18 protein-coding genes are annotated in these 19,135 nt (G+C 41.1%); all 18 read left to right on the top strand.

From position 1 onward, the window contains the following. Positions 1–324: 324 nt before the first annotated feature. The 18 genes from EJP82_RS11240 (at position 325) to EJP82_RS11150 (ending at position 18,853) form a co-directional block, all read left to right on the top strand. Positions 325–2,004: an extracellular solute-binding protein gene (locus EJP82_RS11240; protein ID WP_127192135.1), complete on the top strand. Its 1,680-nt coding sequence runs from the start codon at positions 325–327 to the stop codon at positions 2,002–2,004. Positions 2,005–2,072: 68 nt separating this feature from the next. Further along, positions 2,073–2,978: an ABC transporter permease gene (locus tag EJP82_RS11235; RefSeq protein WP_211350081.1), complete on the top strand. Its 906-nt coding sequence runs from the start codon at positions 2,073–2,075 to the stop codon at positions 2,976–2,978. A gap of 38 nt (positions 2,979–3,016) precedes the next feature. Then, positions 3,017–3,901 (top strand): carbohydrate ABC transporter permease, encoded by an 885-nt coding sequence (locus EJP82_RS11230; protein WP_127192134.1) that lies wholly within the window; start codon positions 3,017–3,019, stop codon positions 3,899–3,901. A 43-nt stretch (positions 3,902–3,944) separates the two neighbouring features. Then, positions 3,945–5,678 carry a histidine kinase gene (locus EJP82_RS11225; protein ID WP_127192133.1) on the top strand — a complete coding sequence of 578 codons (1,734 nt, stop codon included), beginning with the start codon at positions 3,945–3,947 and terminating at the stop codon, positions 5,676–5,678. Positions 5,679–5,697: 19 nt separating this feature from the next. Then, positions 5,698–7,356: a response regulator gene (locus tag EJP82_RS11220; RefSeq protein WP_127192132.1), complete on the top strand. Its 1,659-nt coding sequence runs from the start codon at positions 5,698–5,700 to the stop codon at positions 7,354–7,356. A gap of 108 nt (positions 7,357–7,464) precedes the next feature. Next, positions 7,465–8,754 (top strand): Gfo/Idh/MocA family protein, encoded by a 1,290-nt coding sequence (locus EJP82_RS11215; protein WP_127192131.1) that lies wholly within the window; start codon positions 7,465–7,467, stop codon positions 8,752–8,754. A gap of 395 nt (positions 8,755–9,149) precedes the next feature. After that, complete coding sequence (locus tag EJP82_RS11210) at positions 9,150–11,228, top strand: deaminase domain-containing protein (protein ID WP_127192130.1); 2,079 nt, start codon at positions 9,150–9,152, stop codon at positions 11,226–11,228. A 6-nt stretch (positions 11,229–11,234) separates the two neighbouring features. Beyond that, positions 11,235–11,690 carry an SMI1/KNR4 family protein gene (locus EJP82_RS11205; RefSeq protein ID WP_211350080.1) on the top strand — a complete coding sequence of 152 codons (456 nt, stop codon included), beginning with the start codon at positions 11,235–11,237 and terminating at the stop codon, positions 11,688–11,690. A gap of 180 nt (positions 11,691–11,870) precedes the next feature. Further along, entirely contained in the window at positions 11,871–12,182 is a 312-nt protein-coding gene (locus EJP82_RS11200; RefSeq protein WP_127192129.1) for a hypothetical protein, read from the top strand. A gap of 629 nt (positions 12,183–12,811) precedes the next feature. Next, positions 12,812–14,107: an S-layer homology domain-containing protein gene (locus EJP82_RS11195; protein ID WP_127192128.1), complete on the top strand. Its 1,296-nt coding sequence runs from the start codon at positions 12,812–12,814 to the stop codon at positions 14,105–14,107. Between the two features lie 231 nt (positions 14,108–14,338). Continuing rightward, complete coding sequence (locus EJP82_RS11190) at positions 14,339–15,028, top strand: hypothetical protein (RefSeq protein ID WP_127192127.1); 690 nt, start codon at positions 14,339–14,341, stop codon at positions 15,026–15,028. Positions 15,029–15,089: 61 nt separating this feature from the next. Continuing rightward, entirely contained in the window at positions 15,090–15,359 is a 270-nt protein-coding gene (locus EJP82_RS11185) for a hypothetical protein (protein ID WP_127192126.1), read from the top strand. A 404-nt stretch (positions 15,360–15,763) separates the two neighbouring features. Further along, complete coding sequence (locus EJP82_RS11180; RefSeq protein WP_127192125.1) at positions 15,764–16,129, top strand: hypothetical protein; 366 nt, start codon at positions 15,764–15,766, stop codon at positions 16,127–16,129. Then, positions 16,101–16,757 carry a pre-toxin TG domain-containing protein gene (locus tag EJP82_RS11175; RefSeq protein WP_127192124.1) on the top strand — a complete coding sequence of 219 codons (657 nt, stop codon included), beginning with the start codon at positions 16,101–16,103 and terminating at the stop codon, positions 16,755–16,757. Before EJP82_RS11180 ends, EJP82_RS11175 begins: the two co-directional genes overlap by 29 nt. 317 nt (positions 16,758–17,074) lie before the next feature. After that, entirely contained in the window at positions 17,075–17,437 is a 363-nt protein-coding gene (locus tag EJP82_RS11165) for a hypothetical protein (protein ID WP_127192122.1), read from the top strand. Between the two features lie 290 nt (positions 17,438–17,727). Further along, positions 17,728–17,907 (top strand): hypothetical protein, encoded by a 180-nt coding sequence (locus EJP82_RS11160; RefSeq protein WP_127192121.1) that lies wholly within the window; start codon positions 17,728–17,730, stop codon positions 17,905–17,907. A 45-nt stretch (positions 17,908–17,952) separates the two neighbouring features. Next, positions 17,953–18,528 carry a hypothetical protein gene (locus EJP82_RS11155; RefSeq protein ID WP_127192120.1) on the top strand — a complete coding sequence of 192 codons (576 nt, stop codon included), beginning with the start codon at positions 17,953–17,955 and terminating at the stop codon, positions 18,526–18,528. A gap of 19 nt (positions 18,529–18,547) precedes the next feature. After that, positions 18,548–18,853, top strand: coding sequence for a hypothetical protein (locus tag EJP82_RS11150; protein WP_127192119.1), 306 nt, complete (start codon positions 18,548–18,550; stop codon positions 18,851–18,853). The last annotated feature ends 282 nt before the right edge of the window (positions 18,854–19,135 follow it).

Here is a 19,135-nt window from a genome sequence, read left to right as displayed (position 1 = left end):
CCTAATAAAATAACCTGTCTAACTTTAGGGGGTCACTTCATGATCACCGTGGTTTTTTTTAGGTTGAAGATTATTATGATCCCAACTTCAGAAATTTTAGAAACAGAATAAATAGTTTTTGCTTGGCTGTTATCCAGACTCCGTCCGCTTGGTAAAAACGCCCCATCCAGCAAGATCAAAAACACCGTAGTCAAGAGGTGTATATGAAAGTAAAGAGTAGTGTATGGAATGAATGCGGTTACATTATTATACTAAAATCAAGCAAAGAGGCTGTAACATACTGGTAGAGTTTGGTGTTATATTTTGATAATTGGGAGGGGTTACATGAAAAGAAAGCAGAAAAGTCTTCTGATCGGTGCATTGGTCCTCAGCTTTGCCTTAACTGCGTGCGGCGGCAATAATGCGACGAATAAGGCGAATCAGGCTGAGAAGCCAAGCAACGCGACAACGGCACCGATACAAGAGAGCGCACAGGATGTGCAGGAAGTTGTGGAAGTGTCGACGGTTTCACAAAGTGATCCATATCTTATATTTGATGAAGGTGAGAGCTTCGACAAGAACTCCGTCTATGATGCGTATGAGAAAGACATTGGCGTGAAGATTACGAATAAATGGGTGGCAGACGTCACTCAGTTCAAAGAAAAATTGAAAATGACGATCGCATCTAACGATATTCCGGATTTAATGCTTGTGGAAGCGACACAGCTCAAAGATCTGGCTGATGCAGACATGATCATGGATATCACGGATGTATACGACGAGAACGCAACGGATGAGACGAAGAAGTTCCTGACGATGGACGGCGGCATGCAGATGAAGACGGCGACGATCGATGGGAAACTGATGGGGATTCCGAGCTCCTACAATCCTTACCAATTCCAATACTTGTTCGTACGTACGGACTGGCTGAAGAAATTGAACCTGCCTGAACCGAAGACGATGCAAGACGTGCTCACGATCGCTGAAGCCTTCAAGACGAAAGACCCAGGGGGCACAGGTAAACCTTACGGTCTCGCAGTCAGCAAGGAACCATTCAAAATCGATACAGGTGTAACGGGTCTCCGCGCATTCCTCAACGCCTACCATGCGTATGAGAATATGTGGATGGAAGATGACAGCGGTAATCTCGTGAACAGCGACATTCAACCGCAAGTGAAAGACGCGCTCAAGGCGTTGCAGGATATGTTTAAGAAGGGATTAATCGATCCTGAGTTCGCCGTGAAAGATACAGAGAAAGAAGCAGAACTTCTCTATAACAACAATGTAGGTCTCGTATTCGGTGCATCCTGGACGCCTGCACAGCTGGCGAAGGGCGCTATCAAAGACGGTAAAGTCGTGCAAGAGTGGGGCGCATACTCAATTCCATCCGCGGATGGTAATCCGACACTGAATCAAATTGGCTTAGGCGTGGATCAGTATTATGTTATTTCCAAGCAAGCGAAGCACCCAGAGGGCGTTATCCGCTTGGTGAACCAATGGATCGCAGTGGATAACCATCCAACGGAAGATCAAAAAGTATACAAGTACGGTAAAGACAAGATAGAAAAAGGTAACAACTACTGGCTGCTTAGCCCACTACGCGTTGGTAAACAGCTAGATAACAACGGTGAAATTCTGCCGAAAGCGATTGAAACGAAAGATCCTAGTATTCTTCAAACGAACGATCAAGAAACACGTTATGAGCGCGCGATGAAATATGTTGACGGCAGCGATATCAACATGTGGTGGGAATATTTAATTTCGGGTCCGAATGGCGCAAGCTCTCATAATCCGAAAATGATGCAAAACAAAGAGTATCTGCAAGACAAATTCTATGGCGCAGCTACGCCTACGATGGTGGATCGTCTAGAACTTCTGAAGAAGAAGCGCGACGAAATCTATTTCAAAATCATTATGAACCAAGTGTCCGTCGATGAATTCGATAAATTCGTTACAGAGTGGAAGAAGCTTGGCGGCGATGACATTACCAAAGAAGTGAACGAGTGGTACGCAAGTCACAAATAATTGCATGAGAGATGAATTGAGGGGTTGACTAACAACAACCCCTCTTTTAATACAGCGAGGTGAGATGCATGAATGTATTGACACGAATGTGGAAGCGGGAGTGGCCTCTTCATATGATGGTGCTTCCAGGATTAATCTTGGTATTGATCTTCAGCTATTACCCGATGGCTGGCATTATCATGGCTTTTCAAAAGTATATCCCGAACAAAGGTTTGATAGGATCACCCTTTATTGGGATGAAGAACTTTCAATTGTTAATGGAATATCCCGACATCGGACGGGTCTTTCTGAACACGATTTATATTGCGGTTATGAAAATTATTGCCGGATTGATTGTGCCTATCACGATAGCGATTCTGCTCAATGAGCTGCGGAAAGAATGGGTCAAGCGGACGTTCCAGACGCTCGTATACTTGCCACACTTTCTATCTTGGGTTCTATTAAGCGGTATTTTGGTTGATATTCTATCCCCATCCTCCGGTATCCTTAATCAAGTGCTCAGCATATTTGGGATCAAGCCTATATTCTTCTTAGGTGAAAATGCCTGGTTTCCTTATGTGATGGTCATTTCGGATGTATGGAAGGAGTTCGGGTTCGGGACGATCGTCTACCTGGCTGCACTAACTGGCATTAATCCATCGCTGTATGAAGCAGCTGAGATCGATGGGGCTGGGCGATTCAAGCAGATATTGAACATCACACTGCCAGGGATGATGCCAATCATTATCCTGATGCTCACACTCAATATCGGTAATGTATTGAATGCAGGCTTTGAGCAAATATTCAACCTGTATAGTCCACCGGTCTATGAAAGTGCGGATATTATCGACACCTTCGTATACCGTTTGGGGGTCCAACAAGCACAGTTTGGATTCGCGACAGCGGTGGGGCTGCTTAAATCCATCGTATCCTTTATCTTCATTTCGGTTTCTTATGTCTTAGCCTATCGGATAGCGAATTACCGCATCTTCTAAGGCAGGCGTCGGTAATTCAGAAGGGAGAGACACACATCGTGCATAATAACAGATCATGGTCCAGAAAGTTATTCCTGGTATGCAACTTTATCTTTTTAGCATTCATATCCTTTTTATGTCTTATGCCTATTATTCATATTCTAGCGATCTCATTCAGCTCCGGACAGGCGGCAGCAGCCGGTAAAGTTCTACTCTGGCCGGTTGAATTTACAACCGCTGCTTACCAAAACGTATTCGGAAAGCCGGAGTATCTACGCGCATTCTGGATCTCGATCCAACGGGTCATTATAGGGACAATGATCAGTATGACGTTGACGATTATTACAGCGTATCCATTGTCCAAAGATTCCAGGCAGTTCCGGCTGCGTACATTCTACGCATGGGTATTCGTATTTACGATTTTATTCAGCGGAGGACTCATTCCAACGTATACTACGATTAAGTCCCTCGGAATGATCGATACGATTTGGGCGTTGGTTCTACCGGGAGGTGTCGCAGTATTCAACGTCATTTTGCTCCTCAATTTCTACCGTAGTCTGCCGAAGGAACTTGAGGAATCTTCGCGAATTGACGGAGCAGGACATTTCAAGACGTTATGGAAAATATATGTACCGTTGTCATTACCTGCATTGGCAACGACAGGCTTGTTCACGATGGTAGGGCATTGGAACAGCTGGTTCGACGGGATGCTCTATATGAATCATACCGAGAATTATCCACTGCAGACCTTCTTGCAGACGGTCATTGTTAAACTAGACTTCCGTTTCATTAAGACGGAGAATGTCGAATTGATGCTTAAATTGTCGGACCGCACAAGCCGAGCAGCGCAAATTTTCGTCGCAGCATTCCCGATTCTCATCGTGTATCCGTTCTTGCAACGATTCTTTATTAAAGGAATTGTGATGGGGAGTGTCAAAGAATAATATCGGGGTTACTCTGATCATGAACTAGATGGGAGAACAAACGATGAAGTTCTTATTCTTTTTGCGCGACTCCTCCATTTTCAAGAAGGTGATGGTTGCCTTCTTGACAGCGCTGCTACCGCTGATGATGATTACCTGGATGATTAATGAGCGAGGTTCTGACAATATTCGTAAGGAAATATCGGAGTCGATTCTGAATACGACAAGGTTCTATCTGGACTCGTTGGATAAGGAGGCAGATAGGATTGACCGCTATTTGCCGAACTATGTCATGGACAAGGATTTGATGGAAATTGCCATAACTGGCCATGACATCACGTATTATGAGCTTACACAAAAAATATTGGAGATTCAGAAACGGCTGGATCTGATGAAAAATTCGAGTCCGTTTATTCAGGAGGCAAGGGCCTACGTTCCCTTAATTGATCGCACCATTCTAAGTCTGAAGTATGAAACGTCGATTGATGAGTCGGAATACGCTGCGATGCAACAAACTGACAAGCTGTATGCAGAACCGTTTACGTACTGGAATGATCGCTTGTTTATTAGCATGCAATATCCAGCTAATACGATAAGGAGACCTATCTACATTGTGGGGGTCGAGTTGTCTGCAAGTAAGATCAGAGAAACGCTGGCACAGATCGGAGAATCACGAGGCGGACAGAGCGTATTGCTGAACATGGATCGGGGCTGGGAAATTGAGAGTGGCACCGATTCAGCTTTAATGGAACGAATGAAGGAGTTTGCCGCGGAAAAGCGAGGCTCCAAATCTGAGGAGGGTTATGAAACACTGCATTATGCAGGGCATCGTTACCTTACTGTTTATAAATACTCCGATGTTTGGAATTCGTATTCCATTACTTGTATCCCCGAAGCGAATGTCTTAGGCCCGTTGCAAATGTATCGGTTCTGGTTTTTGGGGGCGTGCGTTCTTGCCGTGTTCATCGTGTTCTTCTTCTCTTATTTTCTATTACGGTTTATATATCGCCCGCTAATGAAACTGGTTCATTCGTTCAGGCGCGTCCAGCAGAACAGGTTGGATCTGATCCCGATCGATCGTGGTCATGACGAGTTTGGGTACTTGTATCAAGCTTTTAACGATACCGTACGATCTTTGAAGACATTAATCGAGGAAAATTATGAGCAGCAAATCCGCAACCAGCGTTCAGAGCTGAAACGACTGCAATCACAGATTAATCCTCATTTTTTATATAATTGCTTTTTTGTATTATGCCGTTTGATCAAGTCTGAGCATCAAAAAGAAAAAGCATATCAATTTTGCATGCATATCGGCCAATATTTTCAATTTATTACCCGGAACGATGAAGATGAAATTCCACTTGAGCTTGAGGTGGAGCATTCACGTACCTATGTTGATATGCAGTCTATCTGTTATGGTGACCGGATTCAAGTCAGATTTGACGGAGAGGTCCCGGACATGGTTGTACCAAGGCTTATTTTGCAGCCGATTATCGAGAATGCGTATAAGTATGCGTTAGGCAGTATGCTCCCCAAAGGCGAGCTTTGGGTTCATACAGAGCGAAAGGGAAACGACTTCTCTTTGTATGTTGAAGATAATGGTAACAGCATAAGTGATGAGGAAATTGAACAGCTCAAGCTGCGGCTTAAACTGTCTTCCAATCGTATCGAAGAAACGACCGGTCTAATTAATGTTCATCGCAGAATACAATTGCGTTACGGTGTAGATCATGGCATTACGTTGTCACGTTCCATTCTAGGCGGGCTGAAGGTAAGGATCAACCTGAGCATAAGCTAGAGCTAGAGGAGGAAACAGCATGTACAGACTGCTTATCGTTGATGATCTTCCGATTATTGTTGATGGTCTTCTTGAGCTTTTCGAGCAAACCGCTCATTTAGAGCTCGATGTCATGAAAGCTTATTCAGGAGAAGAGGCTTTGGAGGTGCTGCAGAATCACAGGATTGATATCGTGATTTCAGACATCAAGATGCCTGGACTTGAAGGTATTGAATTGCTGCGGGAAATCAAATCACAGTGGCCTTCCTGCAAAGTCATCTTTTTAACGGGATATAATGAGTTTCATTATGCAAGGAGTGCGATTACATACGGTGGCTTCGAATACATTCTGAAGGTAGAAAGCGATGAGAAAATTATCGAGTCTGTGGAACGTGCGATTGAAAAAATCGAGGAGGAACACGATCAGCAGCAGATTATCGCAAGGGCGCAAACCAAAATGAGGTTGGCGCTGCCTTCGCTGCAAAAAGACTACATGTGGGGACTGTTCCAAGGTAAGCAGGAAACGGAATATCAATTGAAACAAGCATTTAAGGAAATTGATATTTCACTGGATGCGGGGATGCCGGTTTATTTGCTGCTTGGCAGGGTGGATGCTTGGAAAGAGATGTTCACGACACCGGACAAAGCACTGTTAACCTATGCGTTCCAAAATATTTGCGACGAGTATTTATCAGAGCATGTGCACTGCTTTTCCGTTGTGTACGATTTGTCGAAAATCGTCTGGTTAATTCAACCCTCAATTAACGAGCAATCGTTCACAGCTTCAGACCCCTTGGACTGGGTCAAAGCTTATCGGTATGCAAGTGGTATTCTAGAAACGGTCCAGGAAACGTGCAAGAAATTGTTGAACTTGCCCGTTTCTTTTATTCTTGGCAGCGAGCAGACGGCATGGAACGGCATTTCTGACCGATTTCATTCTATTAAATATTGTTTTGTTTATGGTCACGGCTTGTCCAGTGAGGTCATTATGACGGATAGGGATATTCATGAGCGCGAAGGCCACGAGATGGGGAGTCATCATGATTTTTTCTATCATACCCGGGTACAATTGCTTATGACTTGTCTGGAAAATAATCACCGGGAACAGTTCTCCAAGCTATATGTCGAGTTGACAGCCATATGGGGTGATTCCCTGACTCCTTATGAGCGTAAAACAGAATTGTATCATTCTCTTTCTGCCGTGTTTCTTTCGCACATTAATAAAAATCGGGAAGTTCGCGATTACATGAATACACTGCTTGATTTGGATAAATTGTTTCAGCATAGTGATACGACTTCGTGGTCGGATTTAACCCAATATTTTTGGCAAATGGCAGAGGTTCTGTTCGATTGGAATGCTTCACATGGCATACAGTCGCCAGATGAAGTTATTACAAAGGTTCATCGGTATATCGAAGAACATATATCCACCGATATTTCCTTAAATGCATTGGCGGATTATGTAGGTTTAAATCCGTCTTATTTTTCCAGATTGTATAAGCAAATTACCGGGGTTGGGTTATCTAAATATGTAAACGATTACCGTAACCTGATGGCTAAGGAAATGCTGTTGAATACATCGATGAAAGTCAATGAAATTGCGGCTGCCTTGGGTTACAATTCGGCACTTGCTTTTATCCGCTTTTTCAAAAAGCAAAACGAAATGACGCCTCAAGAATATAGAATGGTGCGTTCATAAAATGAAGGTCAATAAATGTATATGAATGTCAGTAACAATCTCTTTAATGTACTACTTCATTCCCCTTAAAATTGAATCAGGAGCCGAACATGATGAGGAGGAGAAGTTTTGAAGACGATAACGGCGGTTTTATTAGGCGCTGGCAGTAGAGGACGATATATTTATGGGCCTTATGCAGAAAAGTTTCCAAATGAATTGAAAATCATAGCGGTAGCGGAACCTGACGATGAACGAAGAAAGCGGTTTGCGGATATTCATCAGATTGCTTCGGAGTATGTCTATGATTCGTGGGAGCAAGCATTTGATCAAGGACGTATTGCGGATGTGATGATCATCAGCACGCTCGACCAGATGCATTACGTACCGGCGATGAAAGCGATGGAGCTAGGTTATCATGTCCTGTTAGAAAAGCCGATGTCACCTTCCAAGGATGAATGTATCCGTTTGGAGCAAGCTTCGCAAACATATAAGCGTCTGCTTGTTGTCAGCCATGTCCTGCGATATTCCCCTTTTTGGGTAGGGATTAAAAAATGTATCGAACAGGGAGAACTTGGAACGGTTGCAACGATCCAATTAACCGAAAACGTTGGTTTTCTACACATGGCACATAGCTTTGTGCGTGGCAATTGGCGTAAGTCGGAAGAAACAAGCCCGATGATTTTAGCGAAATCATGTCATGACCTGGATATTATATCTTGGCTCATGGGACAGTCCTGTACAAGTGTGAGCTCATACGGATCGCTGCTTCATTTCAGAGCGGAGAATGCCCCGGATGGCTCTACCGATCGCTGCATCGATGGCTGCGAGGTGGAGAAGGAATGTCCTTTCTCAGCACTGAAAATGTACATCCAGCCCCCACACCACCCTTGGGCGCGTTATATGTCAAATGATTTGTCGCAGGAAGGGATTATGAAGGCGATCAAGGAGAGCCCGTTTGGGCGTTGCGTTTATCGGTGCGATAACAATGTTGTCGACCATCAGGTCGTCAATATGGAATTTACCAATGGAGCGAACGCATCGTTCATCATGTCTGGACTTACGCAAACCAGTGGACGCAGGGTACAAATTATGGGCACTCAAGGTGAAATATTAGGGAATATGGATGACGGAACCTTTACGTTATACAGGTATGCTACAGGGGAGAAGCTTGATATTCAGTGCTCTATCGGTGGCGATGGTCATGGAGGTGCTGATGGCCATGGAGGTGCTGATGGCCATGGAGGCGGCGATGAGCGGATGGTGGGTTCATTTCTACGGGATGTCAACCGATTCGACAACAATCCTTCGTGCGGTTTGACTTCTGCAACCGCTTCTCTCCAGAGTCATCTGATGGCATTTGCAGCCGAACATTCCAGATTGCACGGCGGACAGGCAATAAAACTTACGGATATGCAGTAAGAAATCTCAGTATGACAATTAGGCATTACTACATGAGTCCCCATCTTTTCATAAGATGGGGTTTTGTTACGTTTACACAGATTTTCAGGTAGCTCGTACACGTCTATAAAGGAGCTAGTTTATCTAGCATTAGGGATAAACTTTTATATATTACAAATTTCGACAACAGTAAAATTGAAAAAGTGATATTGTGAGAACAGATTGTTATATTGTGGTACTTTTCACAGAATGAATCCGATGATTCCGTACGTAATGATTATCAAGGTACAGGACATGAATTGAATAGAAACGAAAGATGTAATCCATTCCACCTAAGACAAGAGTTTCGAATATAGATTTCGGAGCTCTTTGACTACACCGAGAGTGATTCATCTGAGCGAGAAAGGAGTAAATAAGTGGCTCAGAAATCGATGTTTCAAGAGGGCCAGATGGGGAAATTACAGAAGGATTTGCAAGAAATATCTGACGATACGAATCATTTGCGTACAAAGATGAGTGGTTTCCTTGCCCAAATGGATGGGGAATTGTATTCCCGCGTGTCAGGACAAGCTCAGCTTGCGCAATCTCAGATCAATCGCCTGGCGGATGACTCGGAGCAATTGAGCAATTTCATCCGACTCGCTATCACCAAGATCCAAGGAGCAGAGCTACAAAATGTGGCGGATGCGATAGCGCTGATGAAAGGGAGCGCGAGGGTAGAATCATGGGGCAAACCACCCCAAGAGAAAGCACTTCCCATGATCGAACGGGATACGTGGAAAAGCTGGGGTAGCTTTTCTAATCAGCTATTGAAGGATTCTCCCAAGTGGTATACAACAACGCCGATCCCGCCCTTTTTGTTCGGCACCTTCCGCGGTCTTACGTTGCAACTGGAAAGAACGACATTAATCGATCGCATGCTAAAGTATAAAGGGGATGCAGAGATTGCCGCCTTACTGGGGATGATGCAGCATGGTTCGATACAAGAGCAGATGGAAGCCGAGCAGAAATTAGATAAGATCAGTGATACACTAATCGAAGTGGGAAGATGCCAGGCAGCCTATGAGATATATAAGCAGTTTGGACGAACCTCGTATATGGAAGTCGCACATGGGGAGGCTGAGAAAGCAAGGGCCTTGTTGTCAGAGCTCGGAGTCAGCAAAACCTTCTATGATGCGAATGTAAAACTAACATCTGAATACACCGGAACGCCATTATCTGCCTGTCTGTACAACCCATTGAAGCATGATTATTCGATCCTACCCACAGACAATCGACTTCTCACTATGATCCGACTTAGTATGGGAGATGGGGAATACAGGGAATGGGCGAAGGAGAACTATGATGATATTGCTGATGAAATAAACGAAGACGTAAGCTCCCTGGTTCGTGATGAGAACAATGTGTATGATGTGTTTAAACTGGTAGATCCTACGAAGGTAAATGTAACAAACCTAAGAATGTTACTAAACAATTACTTGCGAGATGAAGGATATCAACTATTTGAAGGAGATATTTATTCAGGTACAATGATGGAAGTAGCCGACTTCCGGAAATATGCACTTGAAAACGGGTATAACCCAGATACATTCGGATACATTCCACTACAAGAGCGTTCCAATGCAGTGCGTACATATAACGAAGAGTATTTTAATAGGATAAGAGAATATCCAGAAGCAGTAGAGGAGAATTATGCCAAGCCAGCAAGAAAAGCGTTAAAAGATGCAGGATTAGAGGCCGTTAGTTTCTTGGCAGACAATGCTCCAATTATAGGAACAGCAAAAGGTGGCTATGAGTACACCAATGGAAGAGATCCAATAACGGGTAAAGAATTATCTAAATTTAATAGAGCCATAACAGGAGTATCTTTGGGGTTTTCGTTCTTTCCTTTCGGACGATATATCGTCCAAGATGGAGCAAAGCTTATCAAGAGAGTAGATGGAATCATTGAAGATGTCGCTGATGTGGTGAAATCAACTTCAAAAAATGAGTCCAATCTCATCAAGAAAGCTGACGAAATCGCTGATGTAGGTGGGGCAGTTCCTAAGAACCCGCAAAAAGGGGTAGATATTGAGGGGACGCCACAAGCTACATCAGTAATACGAACAACAGAAGAATCTTTAAACAAAATTAATCAAATTAGACAAGAGATTAATGTTGGTTCAAAGAAAAATATTGCTTTTGCTGAGTATGAAATTAATGGTATAAAGGGTGAACTCATTGGAATTAGTGGTAACGCAGAAAGAGCAGGTACAGTTGGGGTACTAGAAAAACGAATTTTTGATACAATTACTACAGGGAATAACCCACGTACTCTAGATTCAGAAGTTAAGATTTTGGAGAATTTAGCTTCAAACCTATCAAAAGATGCTTCTGGAAAGGTCTATTTGTTTTCTGAGTTGCCTTTCTGTATTTCTTGTTCAGGAGTAATAAAGCAGTTCGAGCAAAGATTCCCTAATATTGAGATAATAGTAGATCATGGACCTGGAAGGTGATGCAAAATGGATAAGAATAGTATTGTAAACTTATTGGTAAGTTCTCAAATAGCCTCCGCTGAGGAAATTGAGGGGTGCAGTGAGAATGAAATTAAGGAATTAGAGGATGAAATTGGACACAGTTTTCCGACTGTATATCGCGAATTTTTGTTGGCTGCGGGACATCGTGTAGGTTTGTTATTTCAAGGAACAGATATATTTTTTGGGAATTTAAGGGGATTGACACAAGAAGCAAATGAGTTGTTAGAAGAAAATCAAGAACCTTTTACGTTACCAGCGGACACTTTTGTATTTTCTATGCATCAAGGTTATGAATTTAATTATTTTAGATTTAGTGACGGAGAAAATCCTCCTGTATACCAATATATAGAGGGCGAGGGAGATCCTAAGTTAGCATGGGATAGTTTCAGCAATTTTCTTTCAGATGGAATAAATGTTACTGCCACGTTTATTAAGGAATAGAAGATGATATGGTTGTTTTCAGGTGAATGTTGATTTAACCGATACAACAACGAAAAATAGTTCTGGGTCTACATCTTAAAAGTATGGTCAATTGCCCAGGCTCGCGCAGCATACGAGCAGCTTATGGATGAAATTCAATTAGTGATGATATTCTAGTTCAAGCCCCAGGTGGCTTGGGGTTTGGAGAGTAAAGTTATGTTCAAAATTATATTAGAATCTGTAAACGGTGAGCAATTGGACCAAGTGTTTGAAGAGGGGAATGTTAAATATTTACAACAAAACGAAGATAAGTTTGAGATGTTAGGAGAGTTATCAACCTGCAGTTATGATGTCTACTCAAGTAAAGACATGGATATGTTAATACTTGAACTTGTGAGGTTAAAGGAAATGCCACTTGATTCTAACGAAATCAAGCATATTGAAGAAATCATATCTTTAGCTGATAAATGTAAAAATATAGAAAATATCAGGTTGATAATTACGCCTTTTTAAGCGAGAGAATTATACAAAAACCTTGATTGGCTCTATGCCTTTCAAGGTTTCTTTTTTTGAGGGGCTACCCAGTGCCGAATGGACCTATCATCCAACCAATAACACATGCAATACCCGTATAAAGATTTCTCCATTTCGGTTGTACGCACATCAAACAGGATGATTATGGTTATATACCACATAATTAACCTGTTTTTTGTTACCTTTGTTATCTGCGGTTTTTTCAAAATTACTCGCACCTGTAAAATACCATATAACGATAGTGATACTGAGAAAGAAAAAAATCGCACCTTTCAAGTTGGATAGTAGGACAACTTAGTAATGGTATTGAAAGGGAACTCACCGCTTGAAGCTGTCGTCTAGTTTTGCCCGAATTTAAACGTTTGGCGTACATGTCTATAAAGCTACTAGTTTCTTTATCATTAGAAACAAACTTTCAAATAAGACAAATTTCGACAACCTAAAATTTGGATAAGTGATATATTGTGGGATAACATGTCATATTATGTAGCAGGAAATTGATTTATTACCCTTATTTGATTAAGAAAATGTAAGACCAAGGGGTTTCAATGAGAAGTAGTCCAAAGCCCTCGTTGATAGCAAAAAAATAAATAGGAGTGGTGATAATAATGAATAAATTCATGGTTGGTGGAATCAGTGGAGTCATGTTGTTTACGGTTTTGTTCGGTACGGTTTATTCAGTTCAAGCAGCGGAAAAGAAAGGTACAAGTCCTTCAATTGCGCTGGAAACTCAGCAGGCTGCAGAGTCTAGTGTACAAAAAACACAAGATGCTCGTAATTTTACCGATGTGAGAGATGGGCACTGGGCAAAGACAGATATTGTGACTGCAGTAAGCAAAGGTTATGTTGCCGGTTATCCAGGTGGATTATTTAAACCAGATCAGCCAATTAAACGTGGTGAGTTTGTGAAAATGGTCGTAACTGCGCTTGGACTACCTGTAGAAACAACTACGGGAGCATGGTATGAGTCCTACGTGAAAGTGGCTGGTGATAATATACTTTATTCTACTTCAGACTTTGCCAACAACGATAAAGAATGGAATACCAACATCACTCGTCAAGAAATGGCGCGTATCGCTGTTCGTGCAACCGGCGCGACAACGACGGAAGATGACAAATGGATGTACCTTGCAACGAAGGCAGGGCTTATTACTGGTCTGGGTAAAGGAGAACTGGGGATAGACAAGACAACAACCCGTGCTCAGTCTGTAACGATCATCGAACGTATCTTGACTGTGAAAGATGGCGGTACACTACCAGTTGATAAATACGCTGTAGGAAGTGCAGAAATTGCTTGGCATGGAACGAATATCTTTACCGTGATGCCTGAAATATATGTGACGGATGAAAAGGATTATGTAGGAAAAACAATTGAAGATTTGTGGAATGAGGAACTTATGGTTTTAGAAACCAAGGATGGAGATTACAAGGGTGTGTTGGAAGCGTTGATAGCGATTGATTTAGCAGATCCAAATGATCCTAATTTAAAGTTATTACCACCACTAAGTGAATTGAAGTGGTTTAACAGATCAGGTGTAAATGACGGAGTTCCAATGGAACAACACCCTGTTAGTGAAAAAATGGATAGTTATCTTCTCTATTACAAAGGTAAAGAGATTTATAATAACAACTCTGCAAGGTATCGGTCTAGCGATTTAGGTCCTTCTGTTACTCTAATGGGAATGAACGCTGTTAAACTTACAGACATGAGGAAGGGAATTCTTAATATGCCAGCTATTGTTTATCATCATAAATTGCATGATTTGCCTGTTGATATCGTGCCAAAGACAGGCTGGGTTCAAAATGGAGATAAATTAAAAATAGAAATCCACTCTCCTAGTGTTGTTGCTGCTGGGTATACATCTCATATTTTACTCGAAGTTAATGGTCCGATGTTTGATTGAAAAAATTATAGCGTTTAGAGTATGGAGGGTTGAATAGATTGCAATCTTTAAAGAATTTCACTTTACTCATATTAGTAATAATTAACTTTTTCAGTTTCATGCTTAACAACATATACTCCTTCCGCATCGGCCGCTACTGAACAATCTCTTCCAGAAAAAGAGATCCCGTTTGGAAAGAGTGATGCGGATGTATTAAAAGCTAATCAATCCATTTTTGTGTCCAATACTAGTTTGAAAGCAAACATAGTAGAAGACATAGGAAGTGGAAAAATCATCACAAAAATTGAGTTTTTTAAAGGTCCAGACATTGTGAAGACGGAAACTGTAAATGCTCAGAAAATTAATAGAGAAGTTGAATTTACAGGGGAAAAAGTATTAGTAGTTTCAAAGGATAATGAATCTCCAAATGGAGCCTATATTGGGTTCCAAAGAGGGGCATCGGATACAGCTTGGACTATGAGTAATTCGACAAGTCCGCACTGGCCACTGGGGTCTGTTACACCAGAAAAGACGCCTGGTACCAACTTAGATGCCTATCCTGGTTCTAAAATTAAACATAGGGTAGATTTTAATCGAATTGAAGCTTATAAAAGCGATTTGTACCCTGATATACCTAACTTTAAAACAAAGGTGCTTGATACTAGATCTCAAGTGCTTGATCCATTAAATGAGACTAAACTTACAGGGGCTGATGCTAATGTGAAAGTTTTACCTAATAGATGTGATATTGTTTATCCTTTAGGAATGGGGCAAACAGACGACTCAACTGAAGTAGTGAAGCTTGAAGTTACTACCGTTGACCACGCCTACATCTTTTTCACACAAAACTATGATCATGAAGCCTATTTTCATAAATTACCCGCAGGAAACGCAGCCATGATGTACTATCTCGCAGCGTATTCAAGCGTATACCCTTTTTGACAGCCTTGTCGAGGATTTAGAATATGATGAAGTCAATAAGCAGTTAAGGATGACTTTAGAATTGTGTCAGTGGAAGCAATCCTTCTATGTTGAAACTCAACCAGAAATGCAGCTTGGAACATTAATCTTCTCTGATGTAACATTCTACAAAACTGAACCTCAATTATTTGATTTAGATAGTAGTGAAATACTAGCGGTTGATTTACTCCCATCTGAGGGAGAAGATGAGCGTATTAAATTAGTTCTTAATGGTTTGGATGATGTAATTGTACTAAATATTCAATCTAGCGAGGTTGAGTGGAGAGAAATAAAAACGGAGGATGGTCAATAGTTAGGAGTTTACGACCCCAACAACAAGATCCTATAATACAACCAACAAACCAAACACTAAATAATTAAAACGCTTAATAAACTTTCAAAAGCTCTTTCCGACTTGAACCATGAGTAGGAATGAGCTTATTTTGAATGCTCAAAATCAAAGGAGGACGAGCCGAATGGCAAAACGTGAACAGGTAATGATAGCAGAGTTGAAGGGACAACCCCTGGCCGAGAGTTTAGCGTGAATCTAGACGAGAAAGGGGACCATTCTAACAAACCAGGGTATACAGATCCCTTTACGAAATACACTCAAGCTAAACGGGTGAGGTTTCCTTTTGGCGTCTTTGATGGAGATCAATACATCAAAGAAAATACATGGATCTATATTGATGTAGGCACAGCAGAAAAAAATTTAAGATGCAAACAGGGATTGATGAAGACAAGTATACGATTGAGACAGAAGTGATCGTGATTAATGCGGGTAACGGCTGTCAAACCGACAAAAATTCGGATCTTACCAACCATTGTGCCAAACAAACGATGGATGTGGACGTTGTCGGACGACTCTTTGGCTTCCGTATATGGGATATTGGAGATTTTCGCTATGAAGATGTGTTCCGCACGCAAAAAGGACAAGCCGATCATGCCCAATTTTATTACGTACCAGGTGGTCGTGATGAGAATGGTGTGAACACCAGGATTTGGGATCAACCACAGAGGATGTTACACGAAGGTAAATGCAACAAACCTAAGAATGTTACTAAACAATTATTTGCGAGATGAAGGATATCAACTGTTTGAAGGCGACGTTTATTCAGGTACAATGATGGAAGTAGCCGACTTCTGGAAATATGCACTTGAAAACGGGTATAACCCAGATACATTCGGATACATTCCACTACAAGAGCGTTCCAATGCAGTGCGTACATATAACGAAGAGTATTTTAATAGGATAAGAGAATATCCAGAAGCAGTAGAGGAGAATTATGCGAAACCTGCAAGAGAGGCGTTAAAAGATACAGGATTAGAAGCCGTTAGTTTCTTGGCAGATAATACCCCATTTATAGGAACAGCAAAAGGTGGCTATGAGTACACCAATGGAAGAGATACAATAACGGGTAAAGAATTATCTGAATTTAGTAGAGCCATAACAGGAGTATCTTTGGGGTTTTCATTCTTTCCTTTTGGGCGATATATCGTCCAAGATGGAGCAAAACTTATCAAAAAAGTAGATGGAATCATTGAAGATGTCGCTGATGTGGTAAAATCAACTTCAAAAAATGAGTCCAATCTCATTAAGAAAGCTGACGAAATCGCTGATGTAGGTGAGGCAGTTCCTACGAACCCGCAAAAAGGGGGGGGATTGACGGTAAAGTTCATGGTATGCCTTCTATTGTTCAATCCCGAATAAATACCAGTAATGATGGGTGGAAGCACGTCGTTGACAGACATTTTTCTAATAAGAATGCTTCTCAGTTCACAGTAACTCAGGACGAACTACGTTCACTGCTGTCGAGTACAGAAATAGTGAATTCCCTAGTCATCAGAAGTATTGATAGTGCAGATGGAGTTCGATATGTAAGAGAAATCACTTTAGATAAGTCCATTGGACTAGATAAATTCAATGATTTCAAACCGACCTCCACTATGACAATCTTAACTGATATGCATGGCAACTTAGTAACAGTAACACCCGGATTAATAAAATAGTTTAAAGGGAGGGAGAACGTGAAACTAATAGGCAGTAAGTTGGAACAAGAACTAAGGGAGCAACTTATTATTTCCAATCAATCACTATTCAAGAGTGAGGAAAAAAGAAGACTAGTTGAAGTGATTAAAAATTCATTTCCGGAAATGAAAACGGCTTATATTGTTAACTGGATACCTGAACAGGGCGAGGATATTTATAAGATACTAATTAATGATAGTCTTATCGCAGATATTGAGTTAGACCGTTATAACAATGAAATTGAACCGATAGTAGAATCTAAAGATGTCCCCCAGTATCTACATGGACTCAGCAAGCAGAATCGGATTAAATTAGCGGTTGCTCTTGATTTAGCGAAACAAGAATTGAAGAATATGAAGTGACTAACACTATCCAAGAAACCTTGAATGGCTTTCTGCCTTTCAAGGTTTCTTTTTTTGATGGATGACGAATGAATTCAATATTCAACCAATAACACATATAACCCATGTAATACCGGTATTAAAACTTCTTCATTTCGATTGTCGGCACATTAAATGCTTTAATTATATAACCTAAATAACGATATTCCGTTACATAGAACAGGTCGATTACTCAAGAAGAATTAGATGATCTAGCTCGTGATCCATCTCATGCAGGAAGAATTGAAGAGCAAGGAATAAAAGAAAGGGAAGTGGGACTTGAATTAGAAAAACAGGGTATTTTAGTTAATGGCAACCCAGGTCTTATGTTTGATAAATTTGCTGAGGGTTCTAAGGATATAGTAAGGCTACAAAATGGTAAAATAAGAATAGTTGGAGAGTCGCCTTTATTAAACCAACAAAGTATTAATAATCTAAATGCAGGATTCTGAACGGCCCCCGCCATACCTTCGGCCAATCCAACCCTGGCTATTCCCATGCTTGTCAACAATTCCGATCGTAGTACAAATGAATTACTTATGGACTCTGCGATAGGTTTTGGGGCCGGATTTGCATTAGGTATGGGTGGATATGCGATAGGTAAGGGTATTGGCGCAGAGTTTAGTAAAGTATTGAGTAAAGGTGATGTTCCTGACTCTATCGTAATTGATGGGATGGGTGATGTTGCTCATATTAAAGCCCCGAATCTACCTGAGGGAAGCCAATGGGAAAGAAATGTTCTGAACTCATTTGCAGGTGGAAAGTCAGAAATTAAAACATACGGAGAAGGAACAACACTATATAGAGTAGGAGATAAAAACGGTGGTTTTTGGTCGTTAGATGCTCCTCCTGCAACAGAATTTGAGTGGAGAGTTAACACCGCTATTAAACAAGAATGGGGTAATAATGCTAGTAATTTATACGAGATAACTATACCAAAAGGCTCAAATATTACTGGCTTGGATGGTAAGGTTGGTTCGCAAGGAAATGGTTTGTATGGTGGAGCACATCAAACTTACATTGACTTTAACGCAATTCCAGAAAGTTGGATTAAAATAACCCCATTAAACTGACATATAAGGTGGAGAAACTATGGACTTAATGAACGAAAAGCATCAGGCATTGATTAGTTCCCTAGAAGAACTCAGAGTAATTGTCGATAAGATGAATGAAGTTTCTAATGATGGAATTTTAACTTGGCACAAAAATGAAGTTATCGATTGGTTATCGTACTTAACACAACATACTGATGTTGAAGAATTAGAGTCACTTGAAAAAGAAATAAACGATAGGTTCTTCTTCAAGTACAATGTTAGGATTGAACCAAGGGATTTGGATATTATAAGATTAAAGACCTTTGAAAAGGTAATTCATCAATTCCATTCTGTTTTACATTAAAACACTTAGGTAATCCCTGTTCTCGGGGATTACCTTCTTATTTTGGTGGGGTCTACCCAGTGCCGAATGATTTCATCATTCAACCAATAACACACTTAACCCATGTAGTACCGCAACAAGAATTTCTTCATTTATTTTGTACGCACAGAATGCTTTAATTTTATAACCTAAATAACGCTATTCCTATACATTGGACAGGTCGATTATGGTCAGATACTACCATGCTTGACCTGTTTTTGTTACCTTTGTTATCTTTAATTGTAGGTGTATTTATGATGGTAC

Origin of the sequence: Paenibacillus anaericanus (assembly GCF_003994475.1) — a bacterium.
In the GTDB taxonomy this organism is placed as follows: domain Bacteria; phylum Bacillota; class Bacilli; order Paenibacillales; family Paenibacillaceae; genus Fontibacillus; species Fontibacillus anaericanus.
This window is presented reverse-complemented; position numbering and strand designations above follow the sequence as displayed.